This is a genomic window from Aquimarina spinulae (assembly GCF_943373825.1).
Lineage (GTDB): Bacteria > Bacteroidota > Bacteroidia > Flavobacteriales > Flavobacteriaceae > Aquimarina > Aquimarina spinulae.
Genome location: NZ_CALSBP010000002.1, coordinates 347,778 through 373,418, shown reverse-complemented (window position 1 = coordinate 373,418; position 25,641 = coordinate 347,778). Strand labels below are relative to the sequence as shown.

General features: G+C 31.1%; 23 protein-coding genes and 1 pseudogene. 14 read left to right on the top strand and 10 right to left on the bottom strand.

Annotation, left to right across the window (positions count from 1 at the left end; translation table 11 throughout):
• Positions 1-25: 25 nt before the first annotated feature.
• The gene (locus NNH57_RS07265; RefSeq protein ID WP_074409279.1) at positions 26-892 is read left to right on the top strand and encodes an N-acetylglucosamine kinase; all 867 of its coding nucleotides are present in this window, start codon (positions 26-28) and stop codon (positions 890-892) included.
• A gap of 6 nt (positions 893-898) precedes the next feature.
• On the opposite strand, the gene NNH57_RS07260 is transcribed toward NNH57_RS07265, so the two are convergent.
• Positions 899-1,492, bottom strand: a complete 594-nt coding sequence (locus NNH57_RS07260; RefSeq protein WP_074409278.1) for a DUF4202 domain-containing protein — start codon at positions 1,490-1,492, stop codon at positions 899-901.
• 269 nt (positions 1,493-1,761) lie between these two features.
• Here NNH57_RS07260 and NNH57_RS07255 point away from each other — a divergent pair, with 269 nt between their 5' ends.
• On the top strand, positions 1,762-1,950 hold the full coding sequence (locus tag NNH57_RS07255) for a hypothetical protein (protein ID WP_025664110.1): 189 nt from the start codon (positions 1,762-1,764) through the stop codon (positions 1,948-1,950).
• A gap of 6 nt (positions 1,951-1,956) precedes the next feature.
• Here NNH57_RS07255 and NNH57_RS07250 read toward each other — a convergent pair whose 3' ends face one another.
• The 4 genes from NNH57_RS07250 to NNH57_RS07235 all read right to left on the bottom strand — a co-directional run bounded on the left by NNH57_RS07250 (position 1,957) and on the right by NNH57_RS07235 (position 7,199).
• A complete protein-coding gene (locus tag NNH57_RS07250; RefSeq protein WP_108809379.1) occupies positions 1,957-3,411 on the bottom strand; it encodes a S41 family peptidase in 1,455 nt (484 codons plus the stop codon).
• 190 nt (positions 3,412-3,601) lie between these two features.
• Positions 3,602-4,906, bottom strand: a complete 1,305-nt coding sequence (locus NNH57_RS07245; RefSeq protein ID WP_108809380.1) for a carboxypeptidase-like regulatory domain-containing protein — start codon at positions 4,904-4,906, stop codon at positions 3,602-3,604.
• A gap of 139 nt (positions 4,907-5,045) precedes the next feature.
• Positions 5,046-6,452: an ATP-binding protein gene (locus NNH57_RS07240; protein ID WP_074409275.1), complete on the bottom strand. Its 1,407-nt coding sequence runs from the start codon at positions 6,450-6,452 to the stop codon at positions 5,046-5,048.
• A gap of 213 nt (positions 6,453-6,665) precedes the next feature.
• Entirely contained in the window at positions 6,666-7,199 is a 534-nt protein-coding gene (locus NNH57_RS07235) for a hypothetical protein (RefSeq protein WP_074409274.1), read from the bottom strand.
• A 360-nt stretch (positions 7,200-7,559) separates the two neighbouring features.
• Between NNH57_RS07235 and NNH57_RS07230 the strand changes: the two genes are divergently transcribed.
• The 4 genes from NNH57_RS07230 (at position 7,560) to NNH57_RS07215 (ending at position 13,058) form a co-directional block, all read left to right on the top strand.
• The gene (locus tag NNH57_RS07230) at positions 7,560-9,869 is read left to right on the top strand and encodes a hypothetical protein (protein WP_074409273.1); all 2,310 of its coding nucleotides are present in this window, start codon (positions 7,560-7,562) and stop codon (positions 9,867-9,869) included.
• Between the two features lie 46 nt (positions 9,870-9,915).
• A complete protein-coding gene (gene parS / locus NNH57_RS07225; protein ID WP_025664116.1) occupies positions 9,916-10,368 on the top strand; it encodes a type II RES/Xre toxin-antitoxin system antitoxin in 453 nt (150 codons plus the stop codon).
• Entirely contained in the window at positions 10,368-10,823 is a 456-nt protein-coding gene (locus NNH57_RS07220; protein WP_074409272.1) for an RES family NAD+ phosphorylase, read from the top strand. Before parS ends, NNH57_RS07220 begins: the two co-directional genes overlap by 1 nt.
• 165 nt (positions 10,824-10,988) lie before the next feature.
• A complete protein-coding gene (locus NNH57_RS07215; protein ID WP_082994971.1) occupies positions 10,989-13,058 on the top strand; it encodes a M13 family metallopeptidase in 2,070 nt (689 codons plus the stop codon).
• Positions 13,059-13,110: 52 nt separating this feature from the next.
• On the opposite strand, the gene NNH57_RS07210 is transcribed toward NNH57_RS07215, so the two are convergent.
• Positions 13,111-13,764, bottom strand: a complete 654-nt coding sequence (locus tag NNH57_RS07210) for a hypothetical protein (RefSeq protein ID WP_024770387.1) — start codon at positions 13,762-13,764, stop codon at positions 13,111-13,113.
• A 113-nt stretch (positions 13,765-13,877) separates the two neighbouring features.
• On the opposite strand from NNH57_RS07210, the gene NNH57_RS07205 reads away from it, so the two are divergent.
• Both NNH57_RS07205 and NNH57_RS07200 read left to right on the top strand, forming a co-directional pair.
• Positions 13,878-15,212, top strand: coding sequence for an aspartate kinase (locus NNH57_RS07205; RefSeq protein ID WP_074409428.1), 1,335 nt, complete (start codon positions 13,878-13,880; stop codon positions 15,210-15,212).
• A gap of 230 nt (positions 15,213-15,442) precedes the next feature.
• Complete coding sequence (locus NNH57_RS07200) at positions 15,443-16,981, top strand: YifB family Mg chelatase-like AAA ATPase (protein ID WP_108809381.1); 1,539 nt, start codon at positions 15,443-15,445, stop codon at positions 16,979-16,981.
• Positions 16,982-17,064: 83 nt separating this feature from the next.
• Here NNH57_RS07200 and NNH57_RS07195 read toward each other — a convergent pair whose 3' ends face one another.
• From NNH57_RS07195 to NNH57_RS07180, 4 genes are read right to left on the bottom strand one after another with little or no spacing between them, the layout of a single operon-like run.
• Positions 17,065-17,706 (bottom strand): response regulator transcription factor, encoded by a 642-nt coding sequence (locus NNH57_RS07195; RefSeq protein ID WP_108809382.1) that lies wholly within the window; start codon positions 17,704-17,706, stop codon positions 17,065-17,067.
• The gene (locus NNH57_RS07190) at positions 17,707-18,483 is read right to left on the bottom strand and encodes a sensor histidine kinase (protein ID WP_108809383.1); all 777 of its coding nucleotides are present in this window, start codon (positions 18,481-18,483) and stop codon (positions 17,707-17,709) included. It abuts the gene before it with no gap.
• Positions 18,459-19,115 carry a hypothetical protein gene (locus tag NNH57_RS07185; protein WP_108809384.1) on the bottom strand — a complete coding sequence of 219 codons (657 nt, stop codon included), beginning with the start codon at positions 19,113-19,115 and terminating at the stop codon, positions 18,459-18,461. Before NNH57_RS07185 ends, NNH57_RS07190 begins: the two co-directional genes overlap by 25 nt.
• Before the next feature lie 10 nt (positions 19,116-19,125).
• On the bottom strand, positions 19,126-19,824 hold the full coding sequence (locus tag NNH57_RS07180) for a hypothetical protein (RefSeq protein WP_108809385.1): 699 nt from the start codon (positions 19,822-19,824) through the stop codon (positions 19,126-19,128).
• A 284-nt stretch (positions 19,825-20,108) separates the two neighbouring features.
• Here NNH57_RS07180 and NNH57_RS07175 point away from each other — a divergent pair, with 284 nt between their 5' ends.
• From NNH57_RS07175 to NNH57_RS07150, 6 genes and pseudogenes are all read left to right on the top strand, one after another.
• Positions 20,109-20,639, top strand: coding sequence for a hypothetical protein (locus tag NNH57_RS07175; protein WP_108809386.1), 531 nt, complete (start codon positions 20,109-20,111; stop codon positions 20,637-20,639).
• A gap of 202 nt (positions 20,640-20,841) precedes the next feature.
• Positions 20,842-21,744, top strand: coding sequence for an RICIN domain-containing protein (locus tag NNH57_RS07170; RefSeq protein ID WP_159099340.1), 903 nt, complete (start codon positions 20,842-20,844; stop codon positions 21,742-21,744).
• A gap of 155 nt (positions 21,745-21,899) precedes the next feature.
• Positions 21,900-22,013, top strand: a pseudogene (locus NNH57_RS07165) (magnesium chelatase subunit ChlI family protein); the annotation flags it as partial.
• A 281-nt stretch (positions 22,014-22,294) separates the two neighbouring features.
• On the top strand, positions 22,295-23,992 hold the full coding sequence (locus tag NNH57_RS07160) for an AraC family transcriptional regulator (RefSeq protein ID WP_159099341.1): 1,698 nt from the start codon (positions 22,295-22,297) through the stop codon (positions 23,990-23,992).
• Positions 23,993-24,093: 101 nt separating this feature from the next.
• On the top strand, positions 24,094-24,933 hold the full coding sequence (locus tag NNH57_RS07155) for a T9SS type A sorting domain-containing protein (protein ID WP_108809389.1): 840 nt from the start codon (positions 24,094-24,096) through the stop codon (positions 24,931-24,933).
• Positions 24,934-25,396: 463 nt separating this feature from the next.
• Positions 25,397-25,555 carry a hypothetical protein gene (locus NNH57_RS07150; protein WP_159099342.1) on the top strand — a complete coding sequence of 53 codons (159 nt, stop codon included), beginning with the start codon at positions 25,397-25,399 and terminating at the stop codon, positions 25,553-25,555.
• Positions 25,556-25,641: the final 86 nt, after the last annotated feature.

Sequence of the window (25,641 nt, the reverse complement as noted above, 5' to 3'; positions counted from 1 at the left end):
GCTAACCACATAACAAATTTTTTAAATGATTTTATTAGCTGATGGCGGTTCTACTAAATGCGATTGGATTCTTCTGGATGATGTAGGAGAAATCGTTTTTAAAACCCGTACAGAAGGGTTAAACCCTGCTGTATTCGAAAAATCTCTCTTAGAAGAAAGAGTTAGAAAAAACGACAAACTTTCTTCCTATCAAGATAAAATTGATACTGTTCATTTTTATGGAGCAGGATGCGGTACAAAAAAACCAGCAGTAATGTTGAAAAAAGTCTTTGAGGACTTTTTTGTTGGTGCAGAAGTTATCGTTAAAGAAGATATGGTTGCAGCAGTGTATGCCGCTACAACAGAACCAGGGATTATATGTATTTTAGGGACAGGATCTAATAGTTGTTACTTTGATGGCGAAGATATTCATATGTCGGTAGATTCTCTGGGGTATATTCTTATGGATGAGGCTAGTGGAAATCACTTTGGAAAAAAACTAATACGCGATTATTACTATAAAAGAATGCCTCCCGAAATAGCATCAGAATTTGAAAAACGTTTTGACCTTTCTTCAGATTCAATTAAAGAAAACTTATACAAAAGAGAAAATCCTAATACATATTTGGCTTCTTTTGCAGAATTTATTTTTACCAGTGAGCGCAACGGCTATTTTTATAAAATTATTACCGAAGGTATTCAGGAGTTTATAGAGACCAGGGTCCTGTGTTTTCCAGAATCACAACATGTACCTATACACTTTATTGGTTCGATAGCTCATTTTAGTGAAGATATTATAAGAGCAGCAGTATGGCCATATCACCTAAAAGTTGGTAATATCGTAAGAAGACCCATTGATGGAATTATTGATTACTATCGCAACGAAGTCATTAAAAAAAAAGCTAAACTTTAATATAGGTCAGGAATCTTTACTCAATGCTTGTTTAATTAAGTCTAAAGCTTTTTCTGAATAGGAAAGTTGTAGTGCAGATTCGTGACCTTTTTCAGACATTTTACGCCAGGTTTTTTGAAGGATATCTATTACTTTTTGATCGGTATGTTTAGTCAGAAAATCTTCATAGTAAAAATTAAGAAAAACGAGACAGATCACGTCTTCTAAAGTTTGTGTATCCTGATCTTTTTTTAATTTTTTCTTTTGAATCAAAAAAGATACCCGGTTAATCGTTTCTATATCATAACCAACCTCATCGAGAATCTCTGAGGCTTTTAATGCATGAAATTTTTTTAGTTCTTCTCTCCATTTTAAATAACCAATACGATCCATTGCATAATTTTTGCGAGGGATTTCCCACCTGCAAATATGCTGCGATCGTGCAGCAAGTTTAAGAGCTTCGGGAGCATTTGGTTCAAACTTTTCAATAGTATCAGTCATTCGTTGCCCATAGATTAATTCTTTGGGAACAAATACATCATTTACTTTTTCCTTATTTGGGTCTTTTGCATTTGCTTTATCAATACTAATGTAGGCTTTTGCTAGTTTGTCTACTGACATATAGGATTACTTTTTTAGTGCAATAACAAATTTAAAGTATTTGTAGTAAGTAAATACCATTTAGAATTTTTAAAAATTGATAAACAATCAAGATGGTATTAGAATGTACAATAATATTTATGACTTAAGTGTAAGATGAAATTGTTAATACTTCTGTGTAAAAGTATTCTGCTCTTTTATCTTTTTGAGCAGGTTTTAAACTTATTTTTACCTTCGAACTTTATGAGGTTGTACCATTATAAAATATAGTTCGGAAAATAAATTATCGTATGACAGAATATGTACTTCTAACAGATGATCAAAGTTATTTTGTTGAATATCTTATCGGTGAACTGGTATTGTCTAACAGTATTAGTGAGGCGATGAAGTTTAACGATGAACACCTTGCGTTAAGATTTAAGCAAATGCTGCATAATTCTTGCGAGTTAGTCACCAGTGTAAATACATATATTGGGTGATTTTACTTACCCCCGAATCAATTTTAGCACATAATCCAGGTCAGGATCTCTGCCAGAGATTAGATCATCAATAGAAAATATAGTTTGCCTGTCTGGGAGTACACCAGACCCTTTAAGAACTCTTTTGTCTATTACATAATGGTTGATTTTTTCCATATACATTACCATAATTATTTTGGAATTAGGAAATTCGTAATATACAGGAAACTCTCCATTAGAAAAGTGATATCCACCACCGGTTTCTTCTCCTACCAAAATAATGTTAGGGTCATTTTTAACATTTAATGCAAAGGCAGATCCGGCAGAAAAAGTTGCTCCCCCCGCGAGCACATATACGTTTCCTCGAAATCTATCTTTATCAGGAACCATAAGAGCTTCCATATCATCAAAAATTAGTTTCCATCCATCATATATAGGATGGTTATAAAACTTATCTTTTAAAAAATGCTTTTCACTAAGATAGGTCTTGGTGACATGTTTTCGTTCGGGAACAGTAAGTGAAGCCACATATTCACTAGTTATCTGTTTAAATACACTGTTGGTGATGAATGAGAATAAATGTACTGCATTAGATCTAAAACCTCCATCATTTTGTCGAACATCAACGATAAGATTACTAATTTTCTTTTTATTAATTTCTTTAAAGATTTTTGTTAGATTAGATTTAAAAATTCTGAGATCTCCTCTAAATGAATTGACCACTACGACGGCCGTATTTAAGTCTTCTTTGTAATACACAAAAGGGCTTTTGTTATTGATAAATGTATCAAAGTAGTCAAAACTGTTTTCTTGGTTATGATATGAAGCAAAATAAGAATTACGCTTGGTGTTTCTAAGTCTTACGTTTACAAAAGATTCTGCTGGTAATATTTTATTTTTTTCTGCACCATCTGGTTCTGTATAGTCGATGCTAAATTTTTTCTCAATACCATATTCATATGCAAAGTATAACCCGAATTTCAATTCTATTTCTCTATATTTTCGAGTGAGATTATAGCCGTCACTTGGTACGTATTTCTTTAGGTGTTGTAAAATTTTATAAGTTTTTCTTCCATTGATTCGATTAATTTTTGAGCCTATCGGGATATCAAAATCATCGGTATCGGTATAAAACTCTGTATTTATTAGTTTAAGAATCAAAGGGAAATAATATTGATCTGTTTTTATGGTATTGGGAGCAAAAAATGAAAGATGTCCATCTTTTATTCTATCTGTAACATCCAGCATGTTTTGATATAATTTTATATCAGAATCTGTTGTAGTTAGGGATTCTTTTGTGACTTCAAAAATATATTCCAAAGAATCTTGATCAATATATTCATATAAACTGGGGTGTCCTTTTTTAAGGATATTTTCAAAAATCCTAAAATCTTCTCTAACAGCAAGAGAATCCATACGTTTTTGTGTATAAACTACGCAAGTGAGTATGTAAAAAAGTACAAAACTCTGTATTTTTTTCATTAGATGATTTTAACGATATAACTTAATTGACTTCTTTAGATTGCTTATTGTTGCAATCTTTTTGTTTTCCCAGGTGTAAAAATAATAAAATTGTTGAGTGAATTTTATCTATTACTAGATTAATGCTACGAGTTTAATAAAAAAAGAGTATGAAAAACATACTCTTTTTAGATTGCAAATTGTTCTGTTTTTAGTTTAATTTTCGCAGTTGTCTTTTTATTTTTTTGATTGCTGATTCTATAGATTTTTCGGGTTCTATAACATTATATTCACCCCAGAATACTGGGTCAGAGAACCCCGACGCTTCATCGCTAATTACTACAGAAGATTTTAATTGATCTCTTACTTTAACGGTTTCATTATTGATATTTTTTTTCCAATCTGTTACCGCCATTTCTACATTTAATTTATAAACTGAATTAAATAATTTCTTCTTCCAGTTAATTTTTACGACAAGATCAATTCTTCCATAACCATAATACCATTTTCCATCTTTTTGACGATAATCAATTGTATAAGATGCCTGGGTAGGGTATACTTTTGCTTTTTTCGGTTTTTTTCTAACAAACATTTTACTAACCTCTTCTTTATTTTCCATATTAAGACTAAAGACAGCTTTGGTCATTGCTAATGTTTCTGCATCTATATACAATTTCCCATAATATAATGGTTCTTTTATGTATGGACGTTGTTTAAAATTTAATACATAAATATATTGATCATGGATTTTTGTAGACTTATCAAAACTAAAAACATAAAAATCAGTCATACTTTTAGTAAAAAGAATCTCAGGGTTTTTCATCACATCAATATAAAGTGTACTGGTAGGCCCTCCTTGTAATTTTAATGTTAATGTGTCTAATTTTTTATAGTTGGCACTTTTTCTAGCTTTAAAAAGTTTAATGATATCTGTTTTTGTCGATTCATAAGGGTTTTTATAGACATCTACCACAGCTTCTGAAAGCGATACATAGCTTCTGCGTTTTTTGATAGTTTCTCTATAAAAAGCAGTCATGATACTTTTTTCATTAAGATAATTACTCCCTTTTCTCTTTATTACTTCACGTATAAGTGCATTTGGATCCTTTGGGTCAATATTAACTTCGGATAATTCGGTAATAGAGATATTGAGTTTTATTTTTAACTCTTTACCATTAAATTTGGATAACATAATTACTTTATCTCTATATCCAAGATAAGAGACTGTTATTTTTCTATTAGCCATATCCTTAGGAACTTTTAACGAAAATTTTCCTTCATCATTTGTAACTGTAGAAATATTAGTTTCATTTACTTCAATAGATGCAGATATTAGAGGCCTTTTGTTTTCACTATCGAGTATATATCCTTTGTACTCATTATAATTGGTATTATCTTGACTACTATCCTGAAAATAAGTGAATGCTTGTATGTGAGCAGAATATGAGATAGTTAGCAAAATAAACAATAGAAAGGTGGTATATCTATTGTGAAAAAAAATACTTTTTTTGTTCATAGCTCGAGTTTTTTGGTTGTAATTTCTTTTTTAAAGAGCTTAATCCTATATTACAAGGTAAGAAATTTTACCGAAGAAATTTGATGTCAATACGTTAAAACAGTAGCTTTTGTTAAATTTTGGATTACTTCAAATACAATTAATGATACCCGTAATGATCTCCGAACCAGTTTTTGAGTTTAATATTCAAAATTTCTGTAGTAAAGGGCTTAGTGATATAATCATCCAGGCCTTTGGCGATAAAGCGCTCTGCATCACCGGGTAATGCATTAGAGGTTAATGCAATTACCGGGGGAACTTTTTTGTGGTTTTTACGAATTAGATTACAAGTTTCAACACCATTAAGTTCGGGTAGATTGATATCCATTAAAATAAGGTCATAAGTATCTTCTTTAAACATGTCGACTGCCTGTCTTCCATTTTTTGCTATATCTGCAGTACAACCAAGATATTTTAGAATTTGTTTAGATACCAGTATATTGGTTTCAGAATCTTCTACTAGCAGTACATGTAAACCATATTTATATTTCTTTACACGGGTAGGTACTTTATTTTCTTTTATAGAAATTGATGTATCGATGATATTTGTTTTAAAAGTAAACCAAAAATTACTGCCTTTTCCGAGTTCACTTTTTACACCAAGTTTGCCTTGCATTAGATCCACTAGTTTTTTGCATATAGAAAGCCCTAGTCCACTTCCTTGTCCCGAGAGAATTGATGCTTCATTAAATTGACTGAAACGACTAAAAAGCGCTCCCTGATCTTTTTTACCAATACCAATACCAGAGTCGATCACTTCTACTTTAATAGTTAAATAATCATTTTTTTGAGCTACTACAGAAACTTGTATATGGATCTCTCCGCTATTAGTAAATTTTATGGCATTACCAATAAGGTTAGAAATAACTTGATTTAAGCGATTACCATCTGCCATTATATTTTCGGGTAATTCTTCAGAATATTTTGGAATTAAATTAATTTCTTTAGCCGTTGCGGTGGCCAAAAAGAGATCTACATTTTGATGGATTAGCTTTTTAAGATTAATGGGAGTAGGGGATAAATTAAATTTTCCTTCTTCCATTTTTGATAGATCCAAAATTTGATTTAAGATTTCTAATAAATTATGAGAGGATTGATGAATTGTACTAACATATTCTTTCTGAAGATCATTAAGTTCTGTAGTATTAAAAAGCAAATCAATCATACCTATAACTCCAACCATGGGAGTTCTGATTTCATGACTCATATTGGCCAGGAACTCTTGTTTAAATTTTGAGGCTTTTAAGATTTGTTGATTTTTTTCTTTTAATTTATCTAGGTTTCTACCTCCAAACATAGCAAATAGGCCTAGAAATAGAGGAGCAGTATCTATGATGTAATGAATAGGAAAATTTCTTTGTACATAAGCGATAGATTGCCATGAGAATTCGAGATCAAGCCTAGCCATATCAATACTTGTGGCGAGAATAGGAAATGCAAACCCAAAAGATATCCCATAAAAAGTATATCTAGCCGCTTCAGATTTGAACCATGATATTTGTGCCATAATAATTATTTTGGTTGGGCTCTTACGTTCTTTATTATCTAAAAAACTGGCAGTATTTAGGGAAGCTTAGGGAGAATACATGCTAAATATAGTTTTTTTTTGAAATATTAAGCAATGTTTTAAGGGTTTATATAACGGGAGATTAGAGTATTTTTAAAAAAATCCACGACAGGGGATTGCCGTGGATTTTAAACCTTACTTTTAATGATTAAATCACATTTTGAAAATTATCTTTTTTAATTTGTATCCATCTATTTTAATTAAATAGGTCTTTGGGTCTATATAATTTTGAATATAATCATCTACTTCTCCTTTGTCTAGTAATCTTCCAGACATGTTGTATAGACTATATTTAAGTCCTTGAGGAACTTCTTTTATATGTTTAAAAGTTTTTTGATCTGTAGTTTGTTGACAGGTATCATCTGCCAAAAATCTATTGATAAAAGTAATTCTTCCTTGCTCTTCTCCTTCTAAGGTTACGGTAGCTGTATCATCAATGTCAATAATACCATTACCTGTTAAATCACCTAGAATTATTAAACAAGCGTTTCTTACTTTAATACGTACTCCAGCTTCAAGATGTAAACTTTCTGTAATGAAAATAACACCTTCTTCAGAATTTTCGTCCAAACCATCAACTACAGTGTTTTCTGTTACCGACATTAACTTATAAGAAATGTCAATTTTAGTATTTGCAAATGTTATGCTTGTTAATAACAAGGCTAATAAGGGTAGAAATTTTTTCATAAAGTTTGGTTTTGGGGTTGAACTTCAATTTTGTAAGTAATAACTTACTTTAAATGATTTTTTATCGGTGTAAAACACAAAATCAACGACAATATACAACATTTTATGCGAAAAACGTAAATTTTTTGAGTTTAATATTGATTTTTATTTGTGATTAAGAGGTGAAAATCACGTATGCCCCTCTAATTACAGGTAGTTTAATAAAATTATCTTTTTTAGTTTTCTTTAACATTTTTTAAAAGTAACCCCCATATTTGTTTGTTTTTTAATGAATAATAAATTAAAATACTTTTAGATATGAGTATTCGTTTTATTCATTAGATTTATATTCTTATTCTTAAAACCTAAATTATTTCAGAAATGGTAAAACTGTTGTTGTTTTTTCAACAATTTAGTATATGGTTTAAAATACTGTTAAGCGAGTTATCTAATAACCTAATTAGCCTCTTCCTTATTTTAGCTTTATATTTTGCTTTATGGCATTTTCCTCAGACTATAGATTTATTGCTAATTCTTAATCAAGCAGATGCCTTTTTGTTTGAAGTACCTTTGTATTTTTTCTTACTTATGGTTTCAGCATTTTTAATCTGGAATATACCAAAGTATTTCTACTATTATAATTATAAGGATATTTCGTTTTCTAACTTAATTGGATTTGTTCCTAATCAACATTATAAATTTCAGGAGAGAAATAAATCGGTGAGATATCATTATTTGGCTAGGGTACATATGAGAAAAGTACTGCCAAGAATATTAGCACTTTTACTACTAATTATTTCTGCTTTAAGTATCCTTAATGCAATGAAGCTTTTTGAACTTGATAATATCTATACTAATTTTTTAGAACCAACAGATACACTTATCTACTGTACCTTTTTTCTTTTTCTATTATCAGAACCTACTATATATGGTCATATGCAGGAATTTATTAATAAGATTCCCAAGACCAATGCTTTTATCGTTCTATTATCTGTAGGGTTAATCGTTTTTATTATATCGCTGGGTACTTTAAATACTCAGACAGAAAAAGATTTAGGAAATCTTTTTCTGTCTAATTGTGCACTGGCTTTGTTTTTCTTTACATTATCGTTTAATAGCTATCGATTTTTAAAAGAATTTCCCCAAAAACTCTTTTATGGGATTGTTCTCTTTTCGGGTTTTACTTTATTGTTTTCTTTTCTTGCACTTAATTTTGTTCCCGAATGGGCTAGTAGAATAAACCCTTTATCAATTTTAACATTATCATTATTAAGCTTATTCATGATAAGTTTTGTGTTAATTCTTTTGGGTAAAAAGCTAAAACTACCTTTGTTTTCTATAATTGTTGTTTTATGTTTATTTTCTTCCAGACTTTTTTCAGAGAGTTCAGATCATTACCAGCTTACTATAAAACCTTCTGAAGTAAAGAGACCTGATATGGAGCAATATCTGTATCAATGGATAAAAGATAGAATTGATATCATAGAAAAGAGAGAAGGTAAGTTTCCTGCTCTTTTGGTTTCATCAGAAGGAGGAGGATCCAGAGCTGGACTTTGGTCTTTTTTAGTGCATAGTTATTTATATGAGAAGTCTAATGGAAGTTATTTTGAGGAAAATTTACTGTCCTTAACAGGAGCATCGGGAGGAAGCGTAGGTAATGCTATGTTTTTTGCAGAAGCGCAACTTGCAATGTATAATAACAAAAAAGCTAACTTTAAAACGAAGTCGACTGATGGGTACCCGGCTTTGAAATATAAAGCAAGTGCGGTATACAAAGAAAATTATTTATCAGTTTCATTACTATCACTATTAGGTAGAGATCTGTTTAAGGAAACAACAAGTTTGTTTCGTTTTAAAAATAGAGGGAAGTTGTTAGAAGAACAATGGAGTCATACATATAAAAAATACTTTTCTAAAGAGTCAGATAAAGATATCCTGCAGAAAGAGTTTTTATCTTTTTATAACAATAGTACCAACAAGTTAGAAGAGAAGAGAACCGCACCACTTCTACTTATTAATACTACACATACACAAACAGGAAACTATAATGTAATAAGCCCTGTTAAATATGCACATCTAAGACCACTTACGGGGATGAGAGATTTTATAGAAAATTTACAAAAAAGTTATCCCGATAGCTCTATAGGACTATCAACTGCAATGCGTATAAATGCTGGGTTTCCTTATATAACCCCGGTAGGAGAGGTAAAAAAAACTTCTGTTTCGGATAAACAATATTCTGATCAATATGCAGATGCAGGATATTATGATAATGTAGGAGGTATAGTATCCAAAGGGGTTGAAGAAGTTTTTAGAAATGTATTACGAGATTCTTTCCCCGAGTTGCAGGATAAGATCAACATCAAACATATTATTATTGCTAATAGCGAGGAGCGTAAAATCATAAAAACACAAACACAATATAAAGCTCCTTTAACAACCTTGCAGAATGTTAGATATGGACATACTCAAGAAATTATCAAAAAACTGGGGAGTAAGTATATCATAAAATTACAGCCAACCATGATACCGCTTTCTTTCTCAGAACCAGAAAATAAGGAAGAAGAAGTTCTTATGATTAAACCAGTTTTACCACTAGGCCGATACCTGTCGACTGTTGCAGTTAGGTCTATGGAAGCACGATTAAATGAGGTAAAACCACAATTAGATGCAATTTTAACAGTAAACTGAGACAGTTGTCATTTTTTTTTGTATTTTTGTCGTAAATTATATAGCTATGAGTGCAGTATCTCCATTAGATTTTGATAGTTTCGAAAATAAAGGTTTATTACGATACCTAAATATAGATATCCCTTTACGTAATATGTATGATTTTATTGAACTATCAAGAAATGGGATAGATAAAAAAGCATTGCTACATCTTGCAAAGACTATTGGTTTCGATCTTAAAGAACTGGCACATATACTTCATATGTCTGAACGCACTATCCAGCGTTATGATTTAAATAAAAAATTAGGAACAGAAGCTAGTGCTAGAGTATTACAGTTGGCTAAGCTTTATGCAAAAGGAGAAAATATTTTTGGAGACCTTTCTCGTTTTAAAGACTGGATGGGGCATCCAAGTGTGGCATTAGCCATGAAAAAACCAAAAGAATTATTAGATACTACATTTGGTTTTCAGTTACTTAATGAAGAATTAGTTAGAATAGAACATGGAATTTTTGCCTAATGCGAGTATATCGAATAGCTAAACAAAAATATATAAAAGACCTTACCGGAATTGGAGCAAAAACAGTAGGAGGAAGATGGAACCCTAAAGGAGTCGCTGTTTTGTATACTAGTACTACAGCAGCACTTTCTGCTCTCGAAGTACTGGCTCATTTGCCAGCTGCATATTTTCCAGATGATATGTCGATTGCTACTATAGAAGTTCCTGATACATTAATTACTACAATAGACATAGAAAAGATATCAGATAATTGGAATCAAATTCCTGTACCTATCGAGATTCAAAACTTTGTGATGCCGTGGATCGCAGAAGAACAATATCTAGGACTTAAAGTCCCTAGTATTATAATTCCGAAAGAAAAAAATCTTCTTGTCAATCCAATGCATCCTAAATTTGATAAAGTAAAACTTCTTGATGTCGAACCGTTTTGTTTTGATACCAGGTTGTTAAAATAAAATCTTTTGGGGAAATCTTATTTTTTCGTTAAAACTCTATCCAAAATTCATCAACATATTTCATTTTGTATAAATTACCAACTTAATATGCGTAACGAATTTACGGTTCAAACGTCATACCTACTAAATAACTAATCTTAATTTAATAACAGAATGAGTATAAAAATGAAAAATGTTTACTTTTTGGCTGCATTTATTTTTGCTTTCGTGAGTTGTAAAAATGAAACAAAAAAAAGCGATAGCGAAAGCGAAGTAGTGGCTGAAGTAGAAAAGATTCCCGGCATAGTGCTGGAAAACATGGACACCAGTATAAGTCCTAAAGATGATTTCTATAGTTATGTTAATGGAAGTTGGATGAAGAATACTGAAATACCCGAAGACAGAACACGATGGGGAGGCTTTGGAGTTTTAAGAAAGAAAACAGATGATGATGTACTTAAGATTATGGAAGAAGCAAAATCCAGTGGCAAATATGCCGCAGGAACTGATCAGCACAAAGCTCTGGTTATCTTCGAATCCATAATGGATACAATAGCAAGAAATAAAGCAGGTATAACCCCATTACAGCCAACACTAGATAAAATAGCTGCGATAAAGAATATCCAGGATTTACAATCTGTATTAGCAACAGAAACAGCTGCTTCTGCACCATTTTTAGGGTTTACTTCTTTTCCAGATTTAAATAATAGTGATATAAATGCTCCATATGTAGCTACTGGTGGTTTAGGATTACCAGATCGTGATTACTATTTGGACCAGGATGAAAAGTCTAAAGAAATTAGAGGACAATATGTAGATCATATTACGAGAATGCTTCAGTTTATTGGGGATACAGAAGATCAGGCACATAAAGCAGCAGAAAAGATTTTGGATATCGAAACCAAATTAGCTGAACCTAGATTAGATAAAGTTCAAAGTCGTGATGCTCGTAACTTTAATAATCCAAGAAGTATGGCTCAACTTTCAGAAATGACTCCAGCAGTAGATTGGAATAAATTATTGAAAGATCTTGGTGTTAAACAACAACTGGATACAGTTATGGTTTTGCAACCAAAATATATGAAAGCCTTGCAAGGAGTGCTTACAGGAACAGATATTGAAGATCTTAAAACCGTAATGCGTTGGTCTACTTTAAATAGTGCAACAGGATCTCTTTCTACAGAAATAGAAAAAGCAAACTGGGATTTTTATAGCAAAACACTTAGAGGTGCAAAAAAACAAAGACCACTTGATGAACGTGCATTAGGTGCAGTAAATGGTTCTGTAGGAGAAGCTATTGGGCAATTATATGTTGATGCTAAATTTCCACCCGAAGCAAAAGCTAAGGCAGAGAAAATGATTGCGAATGTAATCAAAGCATACCAAAAAAGAATTGAAGTATTAGAATGGATGAGTGATAGCACAAAAGCTAAAGCTATAGAAAAATTAGATAAGTTTACTGTTAAGATTGGGTATCCAAATAAATGGGAAGATTATTCTACACTTGATGTAAAGGAAGGGAATTCTAATTTTGAAAATACAATGGCGGTATCAAAATGGCAATTCGAAAAGACAATTGCCGATATAGGAGAGCCAGTAGATAAAACAAAATGGGGGATGTCTCCTCAAACGGTGAACGCATACTTCAATCCTTTATTTAATGAAATTGTGTTCCCGGCAGCTATACTTCAGCCACCGTTTTATAATTATACAGCAGACGAAGCGGTTAATTATGGAGGTATTGGAGCAGTTATCGGGCATGAAATATCACATGCTTTTGATGATTCTGGAGCTCGTTTTGATGCAGAAGGAAATCTTAAAAACTGGTGGACAGAAGATGATCTTAAAGCTTTTACAGAAAGAGGAGATGCATTAGCAGAACAATATAGTGCTATTGAAGTGTTAGATAGTGTATTTGTAAATGGTAAATTTACACTAGGAGAGAATATAGGAGATTTAGGAGGTGTATTAGGAGCTTATGATGGATTACAGATGTATTTTGCAGAAAATGGAAGACCAGAAGATATTGATGGATTTACTGCAGAACAGCGTTTCTTTATGTCTTGGGCTACCGTATGGAGAACAAAGATTCGTGAAGATGCTTTAAGAACTCAAATAAAGACAGATCCGCATTCACCTGGTACAACACGTGCTATCCAACCTTTATTAAATGTTAAAGCCTTTTATGAAGCTTTTGATATAAAAGAAGGTGACAAAATGTATTTGGCACCAGAAAAACGAGTACATATTTGGTAAAAATATAATATGTAATGTGTTAAAACCCTGCTATTGAGCAGGGTTTTTTTGTTTAAAAGGATTGGTCTTCTTTAACTTCATTCATTAATAAAAATGCTTTATTAACATATTCCTTTTCTAAAAATAAGGTGAAGTAGTTTGAGGTAGAAATAACTTCAAAAACAGGAATGCCTTCATAAGCCAATAGCTTAAAAATATAAAAATACAAACCAATTACTTTAGAATTGTCTTCGGGTAGCGCTATAGAAATAGAAGATAAGTCATCTGCAACAGAGATACATACTTCATTTTTAAAATGTTTCTCGACAGTAGATTTAAGTGACGAAGACACTAATATATTACTTTCTTGAAAATTGCTAGAGTACGTAAAATAAGCTTTTGTTTCGTTTTTTACACTTTCCAAAAGATTACTCTGGCTGGTTAAAATACTATTAGAGTTTAAAAATGTATACTCGGTTATCCCAGATCGTACCATGATATCACCAAGATTCCTTAGATTATCGATGTGTTTTATTTTTCTTGGATGGTAACGCCTTAATGCCATCACAATAGAACCTGGTTTAACAGGCTTTTTCATGATTTTTTCCACTTTAGGTAATAGATCGACAGCCAACGAACTGAAATTAATAATGTCCCTTGATAGTGCGTCCTCTAGAAAAGGCTGATGCCTTAAAATATTGTGTACACAATCTGTAATTGTTTTCATTGTTACATATTTAACATTCTGTGCAAATCTATGCTTTTTCTTTTAAAATATTTATTATTTGTGAGTTATTAATTAACTATGCATTGTTAAAAACAAATGAAAAAGCAAGATTGATGAAAATTTTAAAGTTTGGAGGAACTTCTGTAGGATCTGTTGAAAACCTTAATAAGGTTAAGGAAATTTTGATCTCTGATCAAGAAAATAAAATTGTAGTTTGTTCTGCAATGTCTGGTGTTACAGATCAGTTAATTCGACTGGTAGAAAATGTGAAATTTAATGATGTTGATGCCATTACAAGAAATTTACATCGATTAGAAAGCAAACACAGTGATGTTATTGATGAATTAATCGAGGGTCAGGAAACAAGAAATGTGCTTAAAGACGGTTTGTCTGCAATGATCACAGAAATGTTCGAGATCTCTAGTCAGAAGTATTCAGAAGTTGTCAATTCTAAGCTTATTACCTTTGGAGAAGCGCTTTTGACATATATATTTTCTGGATTCTTAAATGCCAAGGGTATATCTAATGTTTTACTAGATGCAAAAGAGTTTATGTATGTGGGTTCTGTTGAAAATCCAAACATTAGCAAGGTTGGCGAAAAACTAAATAAAGTAATAGAAAGTAATCCTCATACATCCTTATATATAACTCAAGGGTTTGTATGTAGAAACGAGGTAGAGCAAATTAGTCATTTAAAAAGAGGAGGTAGTGACTATACTGCTACAATTATTGGAGCAGCATTAAACGCTTCAGAAGTACAAATATGGACCGATATCGATGGGTTGCATAATAACGACCCAAGATATGTTGAAGAAACACATCCGATCTCTCATCTTACATATAATGAAGCAGCAGAATTAGCATATTTTGGCGCCAAAATTCTTCATCCTCAAACCGTTTCTCCGGTTGTAGGTAAAGATATACCAGTACTTCTTAAAAATACATTTGATCCAGAAGCACCGGGAACCGTAATTTCTAATAAAACATATCGAAAAGGATTGAAAGCAATCTCTGCAAAAGATGGAATTACAGCGATTAAGATCAAGTCGAATCGAATGTTGATGGCTCATGGATATTTAAGAAGAATTTTTGAAGTTTTTGATAACTATCACACTTCAATTGATATGATTACCACTTCAGAGATTGCAATATCGTTAACCATTGATAATACAAGCAATCTGGAAGAAATCGTAAAAGAAATAGAAACCTACGCAGAAATAACTGTAGAGCAAGATCATAGTATCATATGTATTGTAGGAGAATCGGTTATCAATGATAAGAATTCATATAAGCTTTTCGAAATATTAAATTTCATACCGGTACGTATGGTATCTTATGGGGGAAGCAATAACAATATATCTATTTTGGTAGATACCAAAGACAAAATACCAACACTAAAGTTTTTAAATGATAAGCTGTTTCAAACTACGGTAGAAGCAGTTGTATGATTGTTTGTTATGTAATTTTTACATAAAATAAGTAGGGCATAAGCTTGGGATATTATATCATACGTAATATATCTTTATAAGGCGAGGGCCCTACTTTTCAATTCTTATCTTTTAATATCTAAACAAGGAAGATTGTAAAATACGTATCTAAAGTATTTCGAATACAAAATCTCAGTTTCATTTTTTAAAACTCATCGTACGTATGTTTGCATGTATGTAAAACATAACACATGCTTACAAAAGTTTTTGGGAGTGCTGTTTTTGGAGTAGAGGCAACATCCATCACAGTCGAGGTGAATATCGATAAAGGAATAGGGTATCACCTTGTAGGGTTGCCAGATAATGCAATACGAGAAAGTAGTTATCGTATAGCTGCCGCTTTGCAAAACAATGGGTACAAATTACCAGGAAAGAAAATAACCATTAATATGGCTCCTGCAGACTTAAGAAAAGAAGGATCTGCATATGATCTTACCCTGGCTTTAGGAATTCTTGCAGCAAGTTCACAAATTAAGGGAGATGCAATTTCAGAATATTTGATTATGGGAGAACTATCTCTCGATGGGAGTTTACAACCTATTAAAGGAGCGCTACCTATTGCAATCAAAGCACGTGAAGAAGGATTCAAAGGATTTATACTTCCAAAACAAAATGCTAAAGAAGCAGCGATTGTGGATCACTTAGAAGTATACGGAGTAGAAAATATTAGAGAAGTAATTGACTATTTTGATGAAAAAGGAGAGCTTGAACAAACCATTGTAGATACCAGAGAAGAATTTTATATGGCACTGGATAATCCTGAGTTTGACTTTGCAGATGTAAAAGGGCAGGAAAGTATAAAACGATGTATGGAGATCGCTGCAGCGGGAGGACATAATATTATATTGGTAGGCCCGCCGGGAAGTGGTAAAACGATGCTAAGTAAAAGGTTACCTAGCATTTTACCTCCGATGTCATTACAAGAAGCTCTAGAAACAACCAAGATACATAGCGTAGTAGGGCGCATTAAAGATAATGTAGGATTAATGGCACAACGACCGTTTCGTAGTCCGCATCATACCATATCAAATGTAGCATTAGTAGGTGGTGGCAGTTATCCTCAACCCGGAGAAATCTCACTATCTCATAATGGAGTATTATTTTTAGATGAATTACCAGAATTTAAAAGAGAAGTACTAGAAGTAATGCGCCAACCTCTCGAAGATAGAGAAGTAACCATTTCGAGAGCAAAATTTACGGTAACCTATCCCTCAAGTTTTATGTTAGTTGCAAGTATGAATCCTAGTCCGGGAGGGTATTTTAATGATCCGAATGCACCTGTGACCTCTTCCCCGGCAGAGATGCAACGCTACCTTAGTAAAATTTCGGGTCCATTATTAGATAGAATAGATATTCATATAGAAGTCACACCTGTGCCTTTTGATAAGCTGAGTGAAGAGCGTAGGGGAGAATCCAGTGTGGAGATAAGGAAAAGAGTTATTAAAGCCAGAGATATCCAGACCGAAAGATTTATAGAATTACAAAATATCCATTACAATGCACAGATGGGTGTAAAGCAAATCAGAGCATACTGTGTTTTAGATAACGCTTCTAAAGAATTGCTGAAAACTGCAATGGAACGATTAAATCTTTCTGCCAGAGCATACGATCGTATTCTAAAAGTATCTCGAACTATTGCAGATCTGGAAAAATCAGAATCAATTTTGGGAGATCATATTTCTGAAGCGATACAATATAGAAGTCTGGATCGTGATGGATGGTTAGGGTGAATACTTTTGTTTTATAGGATAAAAAAAATGACAAACTTTTTTTGAGGTTAACTTATTAATTTTAAGCAAGTAAAAGTATGTGTTTATTTGGAATAACCATTTTTTAAGGCGTAAACAGCAAGCCCTACTCTCGTTTTGAGTTCTAATTTTTCAAATAAACTATCTCTGTAATTTTCTATGGTTCTGGGGCTACAAAACATCTTTTCTGAAATTTCTCTATAAGTCATTTCGGTAGGTGTATATTTAAGAAACTCTATTTCTCTCTCAGATAATTTGGTTTTTATATCAGCACTTATTGTATTGTCACTGATTGAAGTAAGTATTTTACTGGTAGCCCAGTCTGGAAAAAAATATCCTTTATCAACTAATTCATTTAATGCTTTTTTTAATTCACCAGGATTAGTATTCTTTAATAAATATCCTTTTGCTCCATTCTTTATCATTTTAATCAAACTTTGTTCATCATTTTGCATACTTAAAACCATTACTAGAACTTTTGGATACGTTTCCTTTAACCATTTTGATGTTTCGAAACCATCCATAATTGGCATACTAATATCTAATAAAACAATATCAGGAATAGGCTTTGTTTTAATTTTGTCTTGAAAATCTTTCCCATTTTCGCAAGCATACAAAACTTCAAATTGATCGAAATTTGAAATAAAATCGCTTAAGGCATTAGCTATTAGAATATGATCATCAACTATGACAATAGTATGTTTCATCTAAATAGGAATTATTAAAGTTAATTTTGTGCCATTTTTTGTATTACTTTCTAAATTAAAAATTCCATCAATCATTTCCGTTCTCTTCTTCATGTTTTTTATTCCAATACCATTTGTTTTTAAGTTTTCTACATCAAATCCCTTACCATCGTCTTGTAATTTTAAATGTAATTTACCTTCATTTTCATATAGCGAGATATCTATATTTTTACAACCGGCATGTTTTATACTATTTTGGATAAACTCCTGTGTTATTCTTAATAAAATACTTTTAACTTCATATAATTTAGGTGTATGTTCCAGATTATTCTTAAAACGAACCTTGTATTTTTTTAAATTGTTTGCCTTTCTACATTCATTTTCTATCAAATCAGAAATTGAATTATTATCTATAGTATCATCCATCAGAGATTTTGAAAGATGTCTCAATTCATCGAGCGACTCACTAATAATAGTATTAATATTGGCAATGCTATTATTAATTTGAGGAGCTTTGTTTTCAAAAGTTAATTGTTGTAAATACAAACTAGACAAAGTAAGTTTTTGCCCTACATTATCATGTATTTCTCTACCTATAGATTTCATTGTTTGAAGCTGTATTTCCATTTGTGTCTTTAAAAGCTCCTTTTTATGTAGTATATCAATGGTTTTGATTTGTTCTATATATGCTCTCTTTTTTCTATGGTATTCACGAATGAAAACAACTATCGCCCCGATAAAGGCAATAAAGATTACATTAAAAATGATTAACATTATTTTAAATGATGTTTCCCCCATATAAAAGAAGCGATAAACGCTAGATACATTAAACAAATAGATATTCTAAAATAAAGATAATACATATCTCCAATCTTCAAGTATGGTTCTTGCAGGAGCAAATCATAAAATGCAAAAAATGGATAAGTACCGATATAAAACAGTACTACCCCTATATTTATATAAAACATTTTGTTTTCTTTAAACCTTAAGATATCATCGGTCTTTATTTGTTTTTTTAATTCTAAAATGATTAATAGTGTTAATAATAGTGTTCCAATAGTTAAGTTTAAAGAATAGACTATATTTAATTTACTCAAATATATCTCTATAGGAATAGTTGAAATATATATTACAGAGAAAATAATAAAGAGCATTTTTCTTTTAAGCGACTTTAGAGCATACAACCAGAAAAAAAACAAGTATTGGATAGGGATACCAATAAAAGCATAATATTCTTGCTTAGTAATATCATATACGGGAGTATTAAAATACCAATAAAACTCCTGAATAAGAATAATTATTAAGTACACACAAAACCATTTCCAAAAAGTATTTTTTAACTTGAAAAAATAAAAAACAGCTACCAGGGCAGATAAAAATTCTATCCCTAGTAGTATTTTACTTAATGCTATTGTAAATAATTCAAACATACTTTATCTCTTAAAAAGCTTCTTCAATATCTTCGGTTTTCCGTGGCGGAATTAAACTACCATGATTACGATTTGGTATAGTGCCTGATCTGTTTGATTTTGAATAGGTTAAAGCAGGGATTGTTTCTTCGTCAGGGTTTGAGAAATAACCGTTTATGTATTTTAGATTGGTTGTATATGTTCTAGAATCATTAATGTCAAAATCAATATTATATTCTATAGCACCCACTTTTCTTCTTATGGTAGGTATCATGACCAGTGTATGAAGATGTTCATATTGCATAGTCTCCTCATTATTGTTGAAACCGGATAAATCGTTTTGATATTCATTTTCCCAAGTTTCTCTTTTTGGATAGTTAGCATAGTATATACGAATCCCTAAACCACTTTCATTAGAAACATAATTAGGATTGTTTTTTGCAGTAGTTTCAATATGGTAAATGAATTTTTTAATCGTATCCAAATCAAACCAAATAGAATGAGCATCATTTATATGCATTTCTTCATTTATTTCTTTAAGCTGATTATCTCGATACCCAGTTATCATTTCTTTAACTAATTTAACACTTAATTTACTTACAGGCTCTTTATAATTCATGCAAATAGTTTTGTCAAAAGCTGGATCTACTTTTTGTTTTTTACAACCACTAAAAATTATAAAAGCTACTATTCCTACAAATACTAATAAAGTTACGATTCTTTTTTTCATGATAGTGTGTTTTGAGTTACTGAAATTATTTTTAAATGCCTCACAAAGAAACAATTAACTGGTGGTTTCTGATAAGGTGATCTAACTTAAATCCACAGGGTTAAATGACCCAATTAAATTACGCTAACACACTGCCTAGTTTTGGGTTAATGAGTCATCGATTTAAAAAGAAGGCTTCACGAAATTTGGAATACAAATTATTAGCAAATATTTATTTCTATGATCTCTAGTGGTTTAGCATAGAGTCAGAAAATTATCAATTGTTTAACTTAATACATAAGAAAATGAATTTACCAAAGTCTTTTTTTGATCCAGGTACGTACCAACTTACCACAATAGCAAGAACTTATTTAAAGGATTTTTTACAAAATCAAGAACTGTCAAAGCTCAGGAATCTAGTAGGATATACTCCAGATCCAGATGAGCCTTACCCAATAACATGGCCACGACCCATTGGTTGGAAAAATTATTTTCATATAAGATCCGGAATTGAAGGTTTGTCAGGTCCCCCATGGCCAGAACCTTGCATAAATTGTTCAAAGTGGTTTAATAATACTGTAGGTTATCCTGTTCCTGACGATATAAACCCTTGGCCTTGGCCACTAGGTCCGCTAGTCAAAGATCTAGTAAATGATAAGATACATGATCTTGTTAGCAAATCTCCAGGAAAGAATGATTCTTATAATTTTATTGATGTAATAAAAAAAGAAAACATTGTAGAAGAAGTTTTAAGTGAATTATGTGAAAACCTTGGGGTTGCTCAAAAAGAAATTTCATTGAAATTGAAAGCTTTAAAAAATTCAGAAAACAAATAAATAAAACTTACGACCAGGATTATGCGCTGAAATTTCCTAATGAAGTCAAAATTTCAGTGCATGATTTGGGTAAATCACTAAATCATGAAAACACTTTTTATATTTCAGTTAGTAGTACTTGTTCTATTCATAACTAATTTGAACGCTCAATTAGAGGGGAAATATTATATAGAATCAGAATTTGAAGACAAATACCTCGACATTGAATTGCATATGTCAGTTAATAGGCACACCACTTAACCTAAGAAATGGTAGTAATGATGTCACTCAACGATTTAATTTGGAGGATGCAGGCAATGGATATTTTTATATCAAATCTGACCTTGGAAAATATGTTCATATAGAAAATAATTCTTCCAATTCTGATGCTAAGGTTGTTCTTTGGGAAGGGAAGGGGAATTCTAATACAAAATGGAAGTTTAATGATATAGGAGATGGTTATTACTCTATTCAATCTAAAAAAGGAACGTACATGATTAATCAATGGGGGAAACGTACTGAAGGAACTAGAATAGTCATGTGGAAAAGATACGGTTCTGCTTGGAAACTTAAAACTATAAAGAAAGGAGAAAAGGTAAATCAATTAATTCGAATAAGCGTCTCTGATATGTCTTTTGAATCCTTTCATAACAATGATTGCTCGAGGTTACAAGGTTCTCTTATCGTACGAATCAAGAACATAGATAACTCAGAGTATTATAATCCAACAAAAAATACTTTAGCTCCATCTGTCAATTATGTTGGGGATTACAACTCCAATTTGTTATTGTTTAACGGAACCTTAAACAAGGATTACCATAAAAGAAATATCAACAAACTGAATAATTATGCTCATAATGTTGATTTTATAGTAAACCTTAATGACTATATTTCTGGTAAACTTCAACTTGAATTGTCGAGTAATATTTGGGGTTGTCATAAAACATGTGACTTGTGCTCTGGCTATCATTGTAAGGTAAGATATAATGAAATAAGGTTTATCAGTGGCTATGCAAGAAGGTCGACGACACTAAAAATGAAACCACACTCATCTTCAAATTTCTTTATTAAAGCTCAGGATGGACATCAGATAAAAGGTAAAATATCAATGATTAACCTTAATTAATCTTCGCAGAGGTAATTTATTGTCTTTCTCTGAATCTATTATGATAAGTTTCAAATAAAAATAAATTTAGTAGTATGTATTTCAAAAGCAGAACCAAATACTCAATACGAGATAAACACAAATTTTGTTCCTAGAATAATTTCTGAAAATAATAACTAAAAGTATCCCGAACTATTGCAGACTTAGAAGGAGCAGAATCAATTTTGGGAGATCATATTTCTGAAGCAATACAATATAGAAGTCTGGATCGTGATGGATGGTTATGTTAATCGTAGAAAGCAATAAGAAAATAAGTTTTATTTGTGTTAATTAAGATATGATTTTGGAAATATAAATGTACATTTCTTTAATTATTAAAATTCAATTATATGTAGGACTATCTTTATAGTCCTACATATAATTGAAGATGATATGGAAATTTAACTCTTTAAAACCAATGACCTTATTTTCACTATCACATTTTACAAAATCAATTTTATCAGTTTTTAGTAACTCTAAATACTGTAGATATTGTCTTATTTTTTATGTTTTTACTTTATGCTTTGATGTTGTGATTGGACAAAACAAAGCGGAAGAAAAAGAGGTGTCTTATTTGATTTCAGAAAAAGAAAAACTGTTTATTAGTCAATCTGATTCTATAAGAAAAATAGAAAATTTTATCAAAAACGCATTCTCCAAAGATAAAGATACTATAAAAGGTTTAGCTTATTGCAAAGCTTTTTTGCAAAGAGGAAAAACACAGGGAGATTATAATATTCAATATTTCTCAAGCTATCAAATTGCATATATAGAATACATACGTTCTAATCACAGTAACACGATAAAAAATGCTTATATATCTGTTAAAGCTGCAGAAAAAATAAAAGATACCATAAAGATTTTTGGAAGCCACAGTCTGTTAGGAGGTAGTTATTATGTTCTTGGAGCGTATGAAGAATCACTACAATCTTATCTTAGTGCCAAAGAACTTTCTAAAGGCATACCGAATTTATCATATAAGTTTATAAGTCATACCAATATAGCTAATGTGCGTATGAAATTAAAACGATACAGAGATGCTATTAATGAATATGATTTAGTACTTAAAACCTTAGAAAAAGAAACAAAAAATAATTTCATTCAATATAAAAACACCTACCTAAGCTCATTATTAGGAAAAGGCAAATGCCTGGCAGAAATCCATAAACTTGACGAGGCTTTAAAAATAAATGACCAAGGTATTTTGTTTGCAGAGAATTATGACTTACCTATATACAAAAGCTATTTTTATATCAACCTCGGAGATATCTATTATAAAAAAGAAGAATACTATAAAGCATTAGGGTTTCTTAAGCAAGGAAAAGACATTTTTGTAAATAGTAGAGGGGGACAACAAACTAATTTGTATATAGCCAATTATTATATGGCAAGATGTTTATATCAACAAAAAAAATATGATGAAACGATTTCTTTATTAAACAAAAATTTTGATCTGATTGGTGATAACATAGAGGCAGATAAAATAGAAAATATGTATAAACTGGCCATCGAAACATCAAAAATATTGGGTGATCAGGAAAAGCAGATATCGTATTATGATAGGCTTCAAAATGTTATTCAGGTAAAAAATGACAAAAGATTAGTGGCCAAGGATTTATTGTATGAAGATGATTTAGAAGATTTCAAAATCGAGAATAATAAACTGGTAAGTGAAAAAACAAAAAGTGTGACAAGTAAGAAAATTATTGTAACTATATCCATAGTATTGATTACAGCGCTATTGTCTGTTTTTTTGGTATATCGAAGAAAAACTAAAATAAAAGAACAAAAGTTTCTAAAAGTAATTGAAGATATTAAAGAGAAAAAATCTTTAGATCACGAGCCAGAACACCCGATTCGAGAAGTGAAAATAAAAGATGAAAAATCAGAAAAAATTCTCAAGAAACTTCAAGAATTAGAAAATACTCATTTTTATATTTCGCAAGACTGTAATTTGTATTCAACAGCAAAATTACTTCATACCAACACAACCTACTTATCAAAAGCCTTGAACGAAATAAAAAAGAAGTCATTTAACCAATATCTTAATGAGTTAAGAATTGATTATGCCTTGTTAAAACTTAAAGAAGACCCTATGTTTAGGTCTTATACGATCAGGGCCGTAGCAAAAGAAACAGGTTATAAAAGTGCCACTACATTTATTAAAGTTTTTAAAAGTAAAACCGGACTAAATCCGGCATTTTATATTAAGAAACTAGAGCTAAGCTAGCGGTTTATTGTTTAAATTTATAAATATGAACAATTCGGATTATTAGATAAGCCCAAATATTGATACTTTGTTTTTAATGTATAACTCTTAAAATTTTAATCATGAAAACGAAGTATTTTTTTATACTCCTTGTAGTATGTATTCCTAATTTCATTAATGGGCAAGAAAAAATAACCCCTAGGGATCGTACCATTGATGTATCCATATCTATCACAGATTCCTTTAATGATAAAGGGATAGTAGAACAGGTTGTAAAGTTAAAAGGACCAGAAAGGTTAGCGTTTAGACCATACGATATTATACGATTAAAACTTAATTTGGATTATAGCTCCAATATAAATACTACAAAATATTTTAGATTGTCCTATGTCGTAGTACCCAGTGATCCTTTTGGAGCCAGTGCACCTGTAATTATACCTCCCGTAAAAAACGATCCTCCACCTGTGCCATCAATTGTAGATCCGATATTTGACTACCCCTATGTTTTTAACACACCTCTATTTTTTAAAGAGAAGAATAATTTAATTTCATTACGTTTGGTAGAGTATGATAATGAAGAAGATTATCGTAATGATGACGATGGTAGCGATGGGAATTGGTTAGATGATATTTTAGAAATTGACATATTTATAGGTAAAGATCGTTCTGGTCGTGCATCAACGAAATCTACTCATAAAAATTCAATTACATTTTACCCTAATCCTGTTAAAGATCATTTGACGATTGAATATTTCGGTAAGCAAAGCAATGATCATAAAATCCATATAGAAGTATATAATAGCAATGGAATAAAATTAAAAAGAAGTGTGCTAAAAAGAAAAAGTAGTACAGGACTTAAAACAATGTATGGTTTTGAAACATTAGGTTGGGAAAAAGGAATGTATTATTGCCAGATTACCAGTGGAGAAAATAAGTATTATAAAACCTTGGTAAAAAATTAAAAAACAATCTACTTTTTTGAAATGAACGAAACCGTCTAGCGAAAATGTCTAGACGGTTTTTTTATAGAACTTATTAATCATATCCCTATCATATTTATAAAAGAAAATTCTTTACAGCTAATGAATTGCTCTATGATCATAAAACATATGCCTAAGCCTTCTAAATATGATGAGTATGCCAATTCTTAAGAAGTATCATTTTATTAAAATCGCGCTATTGATTTTTGGTTGTTCAAATTTATAAATATGAATATTAACCCTTTGTTTTAAAGGGATTCACGACCTAATTTTGAAATAAGTGATTAGCATATGTTCCACAATCTGGCTTTTTAAACATTAGAAAAGAAACTGTCCTAAAGATGTAAAACCTGTTTTGGACATATAAAAATATTCTTGCAAGGATAGACACAAACTGTGAGTGTCTATAAATGTTCACACAAATACGATTTTAAAATTAATAGTTATGTTAAAAAACATTGTAAACCTTAATGGTGTCGATCAATTAAAAAGAAACGAACAAGCTTTTATTAAAGGAGGAATAAAAATAGACTGCAACTCAGATGCAGACTGCCCTTTTTTATGGCCAGTATGTAGTAATAACGGTCATTGCATTAGAGGATAATCTATTTCAAAACCGGATGACAAATCAATAAATAAGAGGCTAAGTTCTATGCAGTTTAGCCTCTATTTGAAACATAAATAATTTCA

What these genes read in the sequence shown, in the direction of transcription:
- NNH57_RS07185 (WP_108809384.1), bottom strand. Translation starts at nt 19,115, where the DNA reads ATGTTTGAATTATTTACAATAGCATTAAGTAAAATACTACTAGGGATA.
- NNH57_RS07155 (WP_108809389.1), top strand. Translation starts at nt 24,094, where the DNA reads ATGAAAACGAAGTATTTTTTTATACTCCTTGTAGTATGTATTCCTAAT.
- NNH57_RS07180 (WP_108809385.1), bottom strand. Translation starts at nt 19,824, where the DNA reads ATGAAAAAAAGAATCGTAACTTTATTAGTATTTGTAGGAATAGTAGCT.
- NNH57_RS07220 (WP_074409272.1), top strand. Translation starts at nt 10,368, where the DNA reads ATGCGAGTATATCGAATAGCTAAACAAAAATATATAAAAGACCTTACC.
- NNH57_RS07175 (WP_108809386.1), top strand. Translation starts at nt 20,109, where the DNA reads ATGAATTTACCAAAGTCTTTTTTTGATCCAGGTACGTACCAACTTACC.
- NNH57_RS07205 (WP_074409428.1), top strand. Translation starts at nt 13,878, where the DNA reads ATGAAAATTTTAAAGTTTGGAGGAACTTCTGTAGGATCTGTTGAAAAC.
- NNH57_RS07195 (WP_108809382.1), bottom strand. Translation starts at nt 17,706, where the DNA reads ATGAAACATACTATTGTCATAGTTGATGATCATATTCTAATAGCTAAT.
- NNH57_RS07240 (WP_074409275.1), bottom strand. Translation starts at nt 6,452, where the DNA reads ATGGCACAAATATCATGGTTCAAATCTGAAGCGGCTAGATATACTTTT.
- NNH57_RS07200 (WP_108809381.1), top strand. Translation starts at nt 15,443, where the DNA reads ATGCTTACAAAAGTTTTTGGGAGTGCTGTTTTTGGAGTAGAGGCAACA.
- NNH57_RS07250 (WP_108809379.1), bottom strand. Translation starts at nt 3,411, where the DNA reads ATGAAAAAAATACAGAGTTTTGTACTTTTTTACATACTCACTTGCGTA.
- NNH57_RS07265 (WP_074409279.1), top strand. Translation starts at nt 26, where the DNA reads ATGATTTTATTAGCTGATGGCGGTTCTACTAAATGCGATTGGATTCTT.
- parS (WP_025664116.1), top strand. Translation starts at nt 9,916, where the DNA reads ATGAGTGCAGTATCTCCATTAGATTTTGATAGTTTCGAAAATAAAGGT.
- NNH57_RS07215 (WP_082994971.1), top strand. Translation starts at nt 10,989, where the DNA reads ATGAAAAATGTTTACTTTTTGGCTGCATTTATTTTTGCTTTCGTGAGT.
- NNH57_RS07235 (WP_074409274.1), bottom strand. Translation starts at nt 7,199, where the DNA reads ATGAAAAAATTTCTACCCTTATTAGCCTTGTTATTAACAAGCATAACA.
- NNH57_RS07230 (WP_074409273.1), top strand. Translation starts at nt 7,560, where the DNA reads ATGGTAAAACTGTTGTTGTTTTTTCAACAATTTAGTATATGGTTTAAA.
- NNH57_RS07245 (WP_108809380.1), bottom strand. Translation starts at nt 4,906, where the DNA reads ATGAACAAAAAAAGTATTTTTTTTCACAATAGATATACCACCTTTCTA.
- NNH57_RS07210 (WP_024770387.1), bottom strand. Translation starts at nt 13,764, where the DNA reads ATGAAAACAATTACAGATTGTGTACACAATATTTTAAGGCATCAGCCT.
- NNH57_RS07255 (WP_025664110.1), top strand. Translation starts at nt 1,762, where the DNA reads ATGACAGAATATGTACTTCTAACAGATGATCAAAGTTATTTTGTTGAA.
- NNH57_RS07150 (WP_159099342.1), top strand. Translation starts at nt 25,397, where the DNA reads ATGTTAAAAAACATTGTAAACCTTAATGGTGTCGATCAATTAAAAAGA.
- NNH57_RS07190 (WP_108809383.1), bottom strand. Translation starts at nt 18,483, where the DNA reads ATGGGGGAAACATCATTTAAAATAATGTTAATCATTTTTAATGTAATC.
- NNH57_RS07260 (WP_074409278.1), bottom strand. Translation starts at nt 1,492, where the DNA reads ATGTCAGTAGACAAACTAGCAAAAGCCTACATTAGTATTGATAAAGCA.